Origin of the sequence: Marinobacter alkalisoli (assembly GCF_045449855.1) — a bacterium.
In the GTDB taxonomy this organism is placed as follows: domain Bacteria; phylum Pseudomonadota; class Gammaproteobacteria; order Pseudomonadales; family Oleiphilaceae; genus Marinobacter.
In genome coordinates, this window is sequence record NZ_JBJJLC010000028.1 from 94,223 (window position 1) to 105,587 (window position 11,365).

Annotated in this window: 13 protein-coding genes and 1 tRNA gene; 7 read left to right on the top strand and 7 right to left on the bottom strand. The window is 57.7% G+C overall.

All coding sequences use genetic code 11. The features are described 5' to 3' along the window. Positions 1-8: 8 nt before the first annotated feature. A complete protein-coding gene (gene hisB, locus ACJO5Y_RS12165) occupies positions 9-602 on the bottom strand; it encodes an imidazoleglycerol-phosphate dehydratase HisB (protein ID WP_406987504.1) in 594 nt (197 codons plus the stop codon). A gap of 113 nt (positions 603-715) precedes the next feature. Then, positions 716-1,177 (bottom strand): SRPBCC family protein, encoded by a 462-nt coding sequence (locus ACJO5Y_RS12170; RefSeq protein WP_406987506.1) that lies wholly within the window; start codon positions 1,175-1,177, stop codon positions 716-718. Between the two features lie 196 nt (positions 1,178-1,373). Here ACJO5Y_RS12170 and ACJO5Y_RS12175 point away from each other — a divergent pair, with 196 nt between their 5' ends. The 4 genes from ACJO5Y_RS12175 (at position 1,374) to ACJO5Y_RS12190 (ending at position 5,199) form a co-directional block, all read left to right on the top strand. Next, positions 1,374-3,590 carry an AsmA family protein gene (locus ACJO5Y_RS12175; protein ID WP_406987508.1) on the top strand — a complete coding sequence of 739 codons (2,217 nt, stop codon included), beginning with the start codon at positions 1,374-1,376 and terminating at the stop codon, positions 3,588-3,590. Further along, entirely contained in the window at positions 3,590-4,654 is a 1,065-nt protein-coding gene (gene mutY, locus ACJO5Y_RS12180; protein ID WP_406987509.1) for an A/G-specific adenine glycosylase, read from the top strand. Before ACJO5Y_RS12175 ends, mutY begins: the two co-directional genes overlap by 1 nt. Positions 4,655-4,730: 76 nt before the next feature. Continuing rightward, entirely contained in the window at positions 4,731-5,003 is a 273-nt protein-coding gene (locus tag ACJO5Y_RS12185) for an oxidative damage protection protein (RefSeq protein ID WP_012136792.1), read from the top strand. A 120-nt stretch (positions 5,004-5,123) separates the two neighbouring features. Next, positions 5,124-5,199, top strand: a tRNA-Phe gene (locus ACJO5Y_RS12190). Positions 5,200-5,254: 55 nt separating this feature from the next. On the opposite strand, the gene ACJO5Y_RS12195 is transcribed toward ACJO5Y_RS12190, so the two are convergent. After that, the gene (locus ACJO5Y_RS12195; RefSeq protein WP_406987511.1) at positions 5,255-6,007 is read right to left on the bottom strand and encodes an NYN domain-containing protein; all 753 of its coding nucleotides are present in this window, start codon (positions 6,005-6,007) and stop codon (positions 5,255-5,257) included. 121 nt (positions 6,008-6,128) lie between these two features. On the opposite strand from ACJO5Y_RS12195, the gene ACJO5Y_RS12200 reads away from it, so the two are divergent. Next, a complete protein-coding gene (locus ACJO5Y_RS12200) occupies positions 6,129-6,299 on the top strand; it encodes a DUF3012 domain-containing protein (RefSeq protein WP_406987512.1) in 171 nt (56 codons plus the stop codon). A gap of 58 nt (positions 6,300-6,357) precedes the next feature. On the opposite strand, the gene ACJO5Y_RS12205 is transcribed toward ACJO5Y_RS12200, so the two are convergent. Together ACJO5Y_RS12205 and ACJO5Y_RS12210 are read right to left on the bottom strand one after the other, a co-directional pair. Further along, positions 6,358-7,551 carry a multidrug effflux MFS transporter gene (locus ACJO5Y_RS12205; RefSeq protein ID WP_406987513.1) on the bottom strand — a complete coding sequence of 398 codons (1,194 nt, stop codon included), beginning with the start codon at positions 7,549-7,551 and terminating at the stop codon, positions 6,358-6,360. 55 nt (positions 7,552-7,606) lie between these two features. Then, complete coding sequence (locus ACJO5Y_RS12210) at positions 7,607-7,762, bottom strand: hypothetical protein (protein WP_012136823.1); 156 nt, start codon at positions 7,760-7,762, stop codon at positions 7,607-7,609. Between the two features lie 87 nt (positions 7,763-7,849). Here ACJO5Y_RS12210 and rhtB point away from each other — a divergent pair, with 87 nt between their 5' ends. Both rhtB and ACJO5Y_RS12220 read left to right on the top strand, forming a co-directional pair. Next, positions 7,850-8,470 carry a homoserine/homoserine lactone efflux protein gene (gene rhtB, locus ACJO5Y_RS12215; RefSeq protein ID WP_406987514.1) on the top strand — a complete coding sequence of 207 codons (621 nt, stop codon included), beginning with the start codon at positions 7,850-7,852 and terminating at the stop codon, positions 8,468-8,470. Between the two features lie 91 nt (positions 8,471-8,561). Beyond that, positions 8,562-9,533, top strand: a complete 972-nt coding sequence (locus ACJO5Y_RS12220; protein ID WP_406987516.1) for a calcium/sodium antiporter — start codon at positions 8,562-8,564, stop codon at positions 9,531-9,533. Between the two features lie 27 nt (positions 9,534-9,560). On the opposite strand, the gene ACJO5Y_RS12225 is transcribed toward ACJO5Y_RS12220, so the two are convergent. Together ACJO5Y_RS12225 and glcF are read right to left on the bottom strand one after the other, a co-directional pair. Then, positions 9,561-10,013: a DUF4124 domain-containing protein gene (locus tag ACJO5Y_RS12225; RefSeq protein ID WP_406987518.1), complete on the bottom strand. Its 453-nt coding sequence runs from the start codon at positions 10,011-10,013 to the stop codon at positions 9,561-9,563. Between the two features lie 51 nt (positions 10,014-10,064). Then, a complete protein-coding gene (gene glcF / locus ACJO5Y_RS12230; protein ID WP_406987519.1) occupies positions 10,065-11,273 on the bottom strand; it encodes a glycolate oxidase subunit GlcF in 1,209 nt (402 codons plus the stop codon). Between the last annotated feature and the right edge of the window lie 92 nt (positions 11,274-11,365).

Genomic DNA, 11,365 nt, shown 5'->3' on the forward strand with positions numbered 1-11,365 from the left:
GAGCCTTTCTACAACGAGCCCTTGGTGGACGGAGTAATACCCGCCATACGCTCGTCCATTTCGATAGCCATGCGCAGGGCGCGACCGAAGGCCTTGAATACCGTCTCGATCTGGTGGTGGGTATTCTTGCCCTTCAGGTTATCGATGTGGAGGCTCACCATGGAGTGGTTCACGAAGCCATGGAAGAACTCCTCGAACAGGTCCACGTCAAAGCCACCCACGGCAGCCCGGGTGTAGGGAACGTCCATCACCAGGCCAGGACGGCCAGACAGGTCGATCACAACCCTTGAGAGGGCTTCATCCAGCGGCACATAGGCGTGACCGTAACGACGAATACCTTTCTTGTCGCCAACGGCCTGTTTGAAGGCCTGTCCCAGGGTGATGCCGATGTCTTCCACGGTGTGGTGATCATCGATGTGCAGGTCACCCTGGGAGACGATGTTCAGATCCACCAGACCATGGCGGGCAATCTGATCCATCATGTGCTCAAGGAAGGGCACACCGGTATCAAAGGAAGATTGCCCGGTACCGTCCAGGTTGATCTCGACGGTGATCTGCGTTTCAAGGGTATTTCTCTCTACCCGAGCCTTACGTTCGGCCATGGGGACTCCAGGTTATGAATAGGCAAAATGCCGGAAACTGATTATTTGCAGATTATACCTTTTCTGCATCCCCGAGTCCTACCATGACCTTCAATGGCGTTGATATCCGGATCTCAGAAGGCTTTCTTCAGGTTATTCATGTAAGTATCCACCAAGCTGTTGAACTCATGCTTGATGACGGGGCTGATGGCCAGCTTCAACATGCCGGGCAGCGGCACGGTGAGTTCCGCGTTGGTCTGGAATTTGACGGCGGTAACGTCATCCCCTTTGGAGGTGATCGTCCACGAACCACGAACCACGCCGTTGCCCTCACCTTTTACCGGCTCCCAGGTAATCTTGCCGCCGCTTTTGTCCGCAGAATATTTACAGGCATAGACGGACTGAATGGCGTGCTTGTCGACACCTACTTTCTCCATCTCCCAGCGATAGGCGTTATCGCCGAGGTCCACCAGCTTGTCCACTTTCGGAAAGTGGCTGGCAGAGCGAGGTACGTCGGCCAGGAGGTCGAACACGTCATCGTAACTGCCCGGCAGATCCAGTTCCCGGTTCAGCTCGATCGATACAGTGATAGCCACAGCCAGCTCCTTTTTATCTTTGTAAAGTTGTCACAACGTTGTTGTCAGAAAGTTGTCAGAAAACAGGACGCCTATTTTGGCCTATCACTAACGTATTGTCATACATCCGCGCTTTTATTTTGTTACCCCTGCGTTATCCTTAAGCTTGTTCGCCCTGCGCTGCCCGAACGCATAAACATGGAAGGAAGCCTGAATTATGAAAGCTGTTCGCTATATCGCCTTCGCTATCGTCGGTCTGATCATTCTGGCCATTGCCGCTGTTGCAATCGCTGTTATGGTGATCGACCCCAACGACTACAAACCCCAGATCGAGAAAGCCGCCGAAGACAACACCAACCTCGACCTCATCCTGGAGGGTGACATCGGCTGGTCTTTCATTCCCCTCGGCCTGGAACTCAATGGCGTGGAAGCCACCCTTGAGGGCGAACGCTTCGTGCGGATGGAGCAACTGGTGGCACAGGTGGACTTCTGGTCACTGATTGCCATGTCGCCGCGGGTGAATACCTTCCTGCTGGATGGTCTGGATGCGCGCCTGAACGTGGATAAGGACGGCAATGGCAACTGGACCCGTGTCATGCCGGAAGGTGAAGCGAGTGAAAGCCAGGAACCGGCCGAAGAACAGCAAAGCGAGCAAGCCCCGGAAGATACCGAAGCCGGTGGCGGCGAACCGCTGAACTTCAATGTCGAGAACGTGAAAATCAGCAACGCCCAGGTTCACTACAATGATGCGAGCACCGGCCAGTCCGTGACCCTGGAAGACTTCACAGTGAATGCCAGTGACATCACACTGGGCAGCAGCTTTCCCCTGGACATCAGCTTCCGGGTTGAAACCAACCAACCCCAACTTGTGGTGGATGGCAGCCTGAGCGCCCGTCTCGCCGCGAACGAAGCCCTCAACGAGTTTGGCATCTCCGACCTTGAGGCCGTTTTCGACATGAACGGCGAGCCGTTCGGTGGCAAAGCGGTGACAGCTGAGCTGGCCGGTTCCATCGAGGCCAACCTCGAAAACGAAACCGCCAGCATCAACGGCTTTACCGCCAGCCTCGCCGACCTCAAGCTCAACACCGATCTGACGGTCAATGGCTTTGGCGACAAGCCACAGCTTAACGGCACCCTCAGCATTGACGAATTCTCCCTCAAGAGCCTGATGGCAGCTCTCGGCCAGCCGGCTATTGAAACCGAGGATCCCGAAGTACTCGAAGCCGTCGCCTTCTCCACCAGCATCGGCGGCCCGGCCGGCACGGTTGAACTGAGCGACCTGTCCATCAGCCTGGATGACACCACATTCACGGGCGGTGGCAGCTACACCCTGAGCAACAGCGCCGTTGCACTGAACCTGCAGGGGGACGCAATCAACGCTGACCGCTACCTGCCGCCCACGCCGGAAGACGACGGCAGCGAAGCCGCCACCGACGAAAGCGATGCCCCCGAGGAGACAGGAGGTACAGCGCAGGCATCGGCTGAGGAAAGCGATCTTCTGCCACTGGAAACCCTGCGCACCCTGCTGCTGGACATTGACCTCGGCCTGGGCGAGCTGATCATCAGCAACCTCAACATCAACGAGATCAAGTCGTCCATTACCGCCAAAAACGGCGTACTGAAAGTGGACGAGTTCAGCGGCAAGCTATACTACGGCAGCTTCGGCGCCAACGTTACCCTGGACGCCCGCACGGATAACCCGAAATGGACCATCGGCTCCAAGGTCAACAATGTGCAGACGTTGCCGCTGCTGACAGACCTGGCGGAGATCGACATGCTTTCCGGTGGCGCCAACCTGACCGTGGATGTGAAAACCACTGGCAACCGCATCTCGGCACTGCGTGAAAACGCCAATGGCGAAATCGCATTCAACCTGGCCGAAGGCGAATTCCGTAAAATGAACCTGACGCGCATGGCGTGCCAGGGAATCGCGCTGGCGAACCAGGAAAGCCTGGGCACCAGTGACTGGGGAGCTACCACGCCCTTTAACGATATGAAGGGCACGCTGAAGATCGATGGCAACACCCTCAACAATACCGACCTGGTCGCGGCCCTGGCAGGCATGCGCCTGGAAGGCGACGGCACAGTTGACCTGAAGCAAACGGACCTGGATTACGAACTGGGTCTGCGGATTGTCGGCGAAATCCACCGTGATGAGGCCTGCCGTGTAACGGAATACGTTGAAAACGTTGTTATCCCCGTTGAGTGCCGCGGCGACTACTCCGAAGACTCCGCCGGCCTGTGCTCCTTTGACGGTTCCCGCTTCCGCGACACCCTGAAGGACATCGCCGCCAACGCCGCACGGGCAAAGGTCAAGGAAGAAACCGATAGAGCCAAAGACAAAGCCAAAGAAAAAGCTCAGGAAAAAATCGACGAACAACTGGGCGAAGAAGGCGACAAAATCAAGGACGCGGTGAAGGGGCTGTTTAACTAATGAGTAGCGGTTTCGCCCGGGATCTCCTCGCATGGTACGACCAACACGGCAGGCATGACCTGCCGTGGCACCACAACCGCACCCCTTATCGGGTCTGGGTGTCGGAAATCATGCTGCAGCAAACCCAGGTCGCCACCGTGATCCCTTACTTCCAGGCCTTCATGCAAAGGTTCCCGGATGTGCGGGCTCTTGCCGAGTCGCCGGAGGATGATGTACTCAGCCACTGGTCCGGCCTTGGCTATTATGCCCGCGCCCGCAACCTGCAAAAAGCCGCCAGAACCGTGGTGAACGATTTTGGCGGTGAATTCCCGGAAGACCAGGAGAAACTGGAATCCCTCACCGGCATTGGCCGCTCCACAGCGGCCGCCATCCTGGCCCAGGCCTTTGGCAAACGGGCAGCCATCCTCGACGGCAACGTGAAACGCGTGCTCGCACGCTACCATGCCGTACCGGGCTGGCCGGGACAGACCAGAGTGCTCAACACTTTATGGGAACATGCAGAACAACACACCCCGGACACCCGGGTACGGGACTACACCCAGGCCATCATGGATCTGGGCGCCATGGTATGTACCCGCTCACGCCCCAAGTGTGAGTCATGCCCGCTGCAAAGCGGCTGCCTTGCCCAACGGAATAACGAAGTCAGCCTGTACCCCGGCTCAAAACCCAAAAAAGCCAAACCGGAGAAAACCACCTGGATGGTCATCCTCGAAGACAACGAGGGGCGGATCATGCTGGAAAGACGCCCTCCCAGCGGCATATGGGGCGGATTATGGAGCCTTCCCGAGCTTGACCCGGCATTCAGTCCGGATGAACTGCCTGAGGCCTGTGAGCAGGCGTATGGCTTTGACTGCAGCGACGCCGAACTGATCGGTGGTTTCCGCCACACCTTCAGCCACTACCACCTGCACATCCAGCCTGCGAGGCTTTCCGTGACCGCCAGCAACACCATCGCCGACAACGACAACCAGCGCTGGCTGCACCGGGACCAGGCCCTCACCCTGGGCCTGCCTGCCCCGATACGCACGCTGCTGACCAACCCGGAGCAGACCGCCCTGCTCTGAGCTAGCACACTGACCCGCCCCCGATCTGTTATCATCTGCGCAGCTATCTAAACGGCCAATTCCAACAGGAGCAGACATGAGCCGCACCGTTTTCTGTCGCAAGTACCAGGAAGAACTGGAAGGACTGGATTTCCCGCCCATGCCCGGCAAGAAAGGCCAGGAAATCTGGGAAACCGTTTCGAAGAAAGCCTGGGAAGAATGGCAGAACCAGCAAACCATGCTGATCAACGAAAAACACCTGAGCCTGATGGACCCGAACACCCGCAAATACCTGCAGGCCCAGATGGAGCGCTTCTTCAACAACGAGCCCTTCGACAAGGCCGAAGGCTACGTACCGCCGGAAAAATAACCCTTATTGATCAAAGGCTGAGCAATCCGCAAAAGATCCGCAAATTTTTAGCCCTCAGCCTTGACTCAAAACAGCTAAACCGGTTTAATAGCGCCCCGTTGCACAGCAGTAGCGCAACACGCCCGGATAGCTCAGTCGGTAGAGCAGGGGATTGAAAATCCCCGTGTCGGTGGTTCGATTCCGCCTCCGGGCACCATTAAGAATTCTGACGAAGCCCGCCTTGTGCGGGCTTTGTTGTTTCCGGAACCCGCTTACTTCTGACCTATCGGCTTATACGCCCGATATCCCTGTCCGTCAGCCCCCTTTTTAACCGTAAAATACTCGGACCTCGCGACCAACAAATCAGAAAACTTCTTGACTCCATAGGTCCTGGGATCGAAATCCGGGCGGGTGCGCTTGAGGAAGGAGCCGGCTGCGGAGAAGGTCGCCCACCCCTGATCGTCCTGGGTTTGTTCCCAGGCACGTTTGAGCAGTGCCACTTCCTCAGGGAGCTTTTCGGATTTCTTTTTCGGGGTTTCTTTTTCGGTTTTGGCCGGCTCATCCGGCACCACCTCTTCCGGGTACTCAAGGTTTTCCGTGAAAAGAAAGTCATCACAGGCACTGCGGAACGATACCGGAGTCTTCTTCTCGCCGACCCCGAATACATAGATCTCGGACTCTCTCAGCCGGGACGCCAGCTTGGTGAAGTCGCTGTCGCTGGAGACAAGGGCAAAAGCATCAAACTTGGAGGAATAAAGCAGGTCCATGGCATCAATGATCATGGACGCATCGGTGGCGTTCTTCCCCTTCGTGTAGGCGAACTGTTGGATAGGCTGGATGGCCAGTTCATTGAGAACGGTCTTCCAGTTCTTGAGACTGTCCACCGACCAGTCGCCATAAGCCCGCTTTACCACCACATGCCCATGAGAGGACAGTTCCTCAATGATCAACGGCAATTTTGACAACTGGGCGTTGTCTGCATCAATCAGTACGGCAATCTTTTTATGCTGCTCAAGGTCTTTCAACGGCCCCCCTCCTTTGTTGCTGTATTCCTGACGTTGAGCATACACGTTTTGAGTGGAGAGACCTCTCCCATCCAACCTCGGAAATTGCCATAATGCCGCCTTTTCAACAGGGGGAGTTCCCATGACAACAGCCTTGAAGGCAGTCACTGCAGTCGCTGCTCTATTCATCCTGACCGCTTGTAGTCCGGAGGTCGGCAGCGAAGCCTGGTGCGTGGATATGGAGGAGAAGCCGAAGGGAGACTGGACGACGAACGAAGCTGGCGATTTCGCCAAGCACTGCATTTTCCGTTAAGGCCTTGTATCGCCCGGCAGATGGCGGGCGTTAAACCAGTTGCGGGCGACAGTGAATCTCACCGGGACAACGCCAGCTCCCGCCGAACCGCTCCCGGCGCCCCGGCTGCAAGAACCGCAGCCCCTGCCACACAAACGGCCATGGTCAACACGATGGGCAGTAACGAACCGCCGCTGAGCGTGGCTGATATCGCGCTGATGGCGCCGGCGATGGTGAATTGCGCCGCGCCCAGCAGGGCGGCTGCGGTGCCGCCCAAGTGCGGGAAGAACTCCAGGGCGTTGGCCATGTTGTTTGGCACGATGGCCCCCATGAAGGCCACAGCAACGATGATGCATGCGGCGACAACCCAATAGGGAGCGGCGGCCCAGGCGGACAGCACCAACGCGATGATTGCGACGGTCTGCAGGAAAACCGACACCCTGAGAATGTCGACGGATTCGAAACGGTTCAGGAGCCGACGGTTCAACAGATTAACGCAAGCCATGGCCCCGATGTTGGCGGCGAACAGGCCGGAGAACATGGCCTTGGATAACCCGAACCACTCCTGGTAGATGAAGGACGCATGGGTAATGAACACCAGCATGGCGCTGAAGCAAAGCGCCTGCAGACCAATAAACCTCATGGTCACCGGGTGCCGCAGCACCAGCAGATAGTTGGTCACAAGAGTGGAGACAGGGGTAGCCTCCCTCTCCCGCTTCGGCAGGCGTCGGAACAATGCAAAGTGCAGGACGATGGCCAGCAACACGGCGTATACCGTCAGCATCAAGAAGATCGCCGGCCAATCACTGATCACCAGCAGCACGGAACCGATGGAAGGAGCGAGCGCGGGAGCCACAAACATGATTAACCCGATAAGCCCGAACAATCGGGCCGCCTCGGAACCATGGCTTTGATCCCGGACAATTGCCGGAACCGATACCGCGCAAAAGGCACCGCCAATACCCTGGATGACCCGCCAGAACAGCATCTGGTTGATCGTATCTGCATGGGCAACCATCAAGGCCGCTGCAGCAAATATCGACAGCCCGCCCAGCAACACCTGCTGGCGACCATAACGATCAGATAAAGGGCCGCCAACAAGCTGCGCCAGCCCCAATGCGCCAACGTAGGCACTGAGGGTTAACCCGATCTGTCCGTGGGAGGCGCCCAGGCCATCAGATATGTCCGGGAAGGCTGGCAGGTAGGCGTCCAGTGCCAACGGTCCCAGTGCGACCGTCATTCCCAATAATATCGCCAGCTGAATCTGGGGCATAAAAAAGTGAGAGCTCTACAGGAAGGAGAATCAAGGATTTTCGTAAAACCACCCGTCAGGCAGCTTTGCGGAAATCCTCGATTCTCACCGCCTTGTCACGCTTGCGCTTGTACTTGCTTTTGTCTTCCACCACCCGCATGTGATACTTCGGGGTTCTCAGTTCGCGCTGCACAGCGCTGTGTTGTGTGGGCTTTGCCCGTTTCTTGGCCATGGCGATTTCTCCTGTTGGCGCTATCATGGGTTTGCGGTGCCAAGTTTAGCACCTTCCGTCAACACTTCAGCAAAGGGACTATAAGGAATGTCACTCACACTCTGGCTGACTTTTTTGGTGGCAGCGGTACTGATCAGCGTCTCGCCGGGTGCCGGCGCGGTCAATACCATGAGTAACGGACTACGTTATGGCGTGAGGCGGTCCATGCCGGCCATACTCGGACTGCAACTGGGTTATGGCGCCCAGATTGTGCTGGTTGGCGCCGGGCTCGGCGCGTTGGTCGCCTCATCGGTGTGGGCGTTGGCGATCATCAAGTGGCTGGGGGTTGCTTACCTGATCTGGTTGGGTATCCAGAAATGGCGGGAGCCGGTGGTATCGAACGAGCCGGAGGATCAGCCCGTCGTGAGTGGAAGGAAGCGCTTCTGGCAATCAGCACTGGTCAACCTGACCAACCCGAAAGCTACGATCTTCCTGGTGGCTCTGTTTCCTCAATTCCTGGTCGCCGGTCAGCCCCATGGCCCGCAACTGGTGACCATGGGCGCGACGCTTATCCTGGCGGATTGCCTGGTAATGCTGGGCTACGCCCTGCTGGCCAGTCAGCTCTTCCGTTTTATGACCACCCCTTACCGCCAGCGGCAGATGAACCGGGTGTTCGGCGGCCTGTTTGTGACTGCAGCGGTGGCTTTGGCCAGTTTCAAGCGCAGCTGAATTACCTGCCGGATGTAGGTAGATCTGTGTAATTGCACTGGCCACGCGCCTGCCGTGAAATACATCATCCCTCATTAAGGAATTCACCATCGTGCTCATTGCCTTACTTGCCATTTTTGCCGGTCTTGCGCTGCTGGTCTGGAGCGCGGACCGGTTTGTTGAAGGCGCTGCGATCACCGCCGGCCATTTTGGCATGCCGCCACTGCTGATCGGGATGGTGGTGGTTGGTTTTGGTACATCCGCACCAGAAATGGTGGTTTCGGCTCTGGCCGCCTCTCAGGGCAATCCCGGGCTGGCACTGGGTAACGCCTATGGCTCCAACATCACCAATATTGCGTTGATTCTGGGTATCACCGCGGTGATTTCTCCGATTGCCGTGCATTCTCAGGTCATGCGAAAGGAACTGCCCATTCTGATCCTGGTGACGCTCCTGGCAGCGTGGCAGATTCTGGATGGCTCCCTCAGCCGGCTGGATGCGGTTGGCTTGCTGCTGACCTTTGCCGTGCTGCTTGCCTGGAGCATCTGGTCGGGCATGAAGAAACCGGATGACCCTCTCGCAGATGAAGTGAGCGTGGAGCTGAAAGCGCATGCCATGCCCATTCGCAAGGCGGTGTTCTGGCTGGTAGCCGGGCTGATCCTGCTGATCATCAGCTCCCGCATTCTGGTATGGGGGGCGGTGGATCTGGCCATGGCTTTTGGCGTAAGCGATCTGATCATCGGCCTGACCATTGTGGCCGTTGGAACCTCATTACCCGAACTGGCATCGTCTGTTATTGCTGCCCGCAAGGGTGAGCACGATCTGGCTCTGGGCAACATTCTGGGTTCCAACCTGTTCAACACCCTCGCGGTTGTCGGCATAGCCGGCATGATTTCACCCATGCCGGTCGCGGATGAAGTTCTGGTGCGGGATCTTCCGGTGATGGCGGGCCTTACCTTTGCGCTGTTTGTGCTTGGCTATGGCTTCCGCGGTCCGGGCCGGATCAACAGATTGGAAGGCATCCTGCTCATGGCCTGCTTTATCGGTTATACCGCCTATCTGGTGACCACCACATTCGGGCAGTAACCTGCCCGAACCCGATAGTGAAGGGCCCTACCGCAACAGACATTCGCGGCTCAGTGCCTGGCTCACCTCCCTGCGCTGTCGCCGCAGGCGGTTGCCCCGGTCATTACTGTAACCGGCCCTGAGATGCTGCTGAATCCGGTCCAGTCGCTTACGGTACCCCTCACACGTTTTCTGGTGACGCGCGTCTGTTTTCTTGCTGCCACCGGCAGAACGCCGGCCCGAGTCTGATCGCTCCAGGCTGCGACTGACCTGTTGGTTGATGGTCGTTACCCGCCTGCCCTGCTCGATGTTCTCGGACATGGGCACCACCGAAGGTTCACTGAGCGTGACGGTTTCGTGATTGCGGGTCGGTGGTTGTTTGTCGGTAAAGTGAACCACACCGTCGGCGTCAGTCCAGGTGTAAACGCCTGCTGACGCGGACGACGCGAATACTGAGGTCAATAGCGAGGCAATAAACAAAGCCGCCAAACTCCCTGGCATACGATTCCACTCCCTGTGGTTTCAAAAATGAGCCAGGGACTATAGCAGACGTTACTGATCCAGTAATTCGATCCAGTGCTGAACCGGCACATCCGCTTTGGTTTCCAGGTGCATCTGGCAACCGATATTGGCGGTGACGATGCGGTCCGGGTTATCGACGGTCAGTGCCTTGAGTTTGTTGCCCAACAGCTTCTGGCTGAGTTCCGGCTGGAGCACGGAGTAGGTACCCGCTGACCCGCAACACAGGTGCTTGTCTTTGGTGGCAGCCAGGTTCACGCCCGCTTTGGTCAGCACCTGTTCCACCACGCCGTTCTGTTGCATGGCGTGTTGCAGGGTGCAGGGGCAATGGAAGGCCACCTTGCCCGGGCTCTGGTGCACTTTGAGCTTATCCAAGTCCTGTTTAAGCAGGAACGCGCCCAGGTCGATGGTCAGTTCACTCACCTTCTTTGCCTTGGCGGCGTAGACCGGATCATTCTTCAGCAGGTGGCCGTAGTCCTGCACCATGGCGCCACAGCCGGAGGCGGTCATGATGATGGCTTCGGCGCCGGCTTCGATGGCGGGCCACCAGGCATCGATATTCTGGCGCATCCGCTCCAGGCCCTTCTCGTGCTCGGAAAGGTGGTAGTTCACCGCGCCACAGCAGCCGGCTTCCGGCGCTTCCACCATGGTGATACCGAGGCGGTCGAGCACACGGGCGGCAGCCGCGTTGGTGTTGGGGGTGGCGGACGGCTGCACGCAACCGGCCAGTGCCAGCACGATGCGGCTATGGCTCGCCGCGGGCCAGGGACTGGCTTCTTTTCTGGGCGGTACTTTGGTGCGCAGTTTTTCCGGCAACGCCGGGCGGAACAATTGGCCAAGGCGTAGCAATAAACCGAACAGTCTGCGGTTGGGGATGACGCGCGCCAGCGCCCAGCGTACCCACTTGTCTTTTGGCGGGCGGGGCATTTCTTCTTCCATCAGGCCGCGGCTGATATCTATCAGGCGGCCGTATTGGACGCCGGAGGGACAGGTGGTTTCGCAGCTGCGGCAGGTGAGGCAACGGTCCAGGTGTTCGCGGGATTTTTCGGTGACTTCCTGGCCTTCTAGGAACATTTTCATGAGGTAGATACGACCGCGGGGGCCATCGCGCTCGTCATTGAGTTCCTGGTAGGTGGGACAGGTTGCCGTGCAGAATCCGCAGTGGACACAGGCCCGCAGGATGGATTCGGCCTCCTGTCCTTCCGGGGTGTTGGCGTATTGTTGTACTAGATTGGTTTGCATGGTTTACCTATTCTCAAAATTCGGTGCACAAGTGAGTGGCTGCCCCTTTTCTGAAACACGCTACAAGCACATCCATGTGCGCTTGGGCTCCG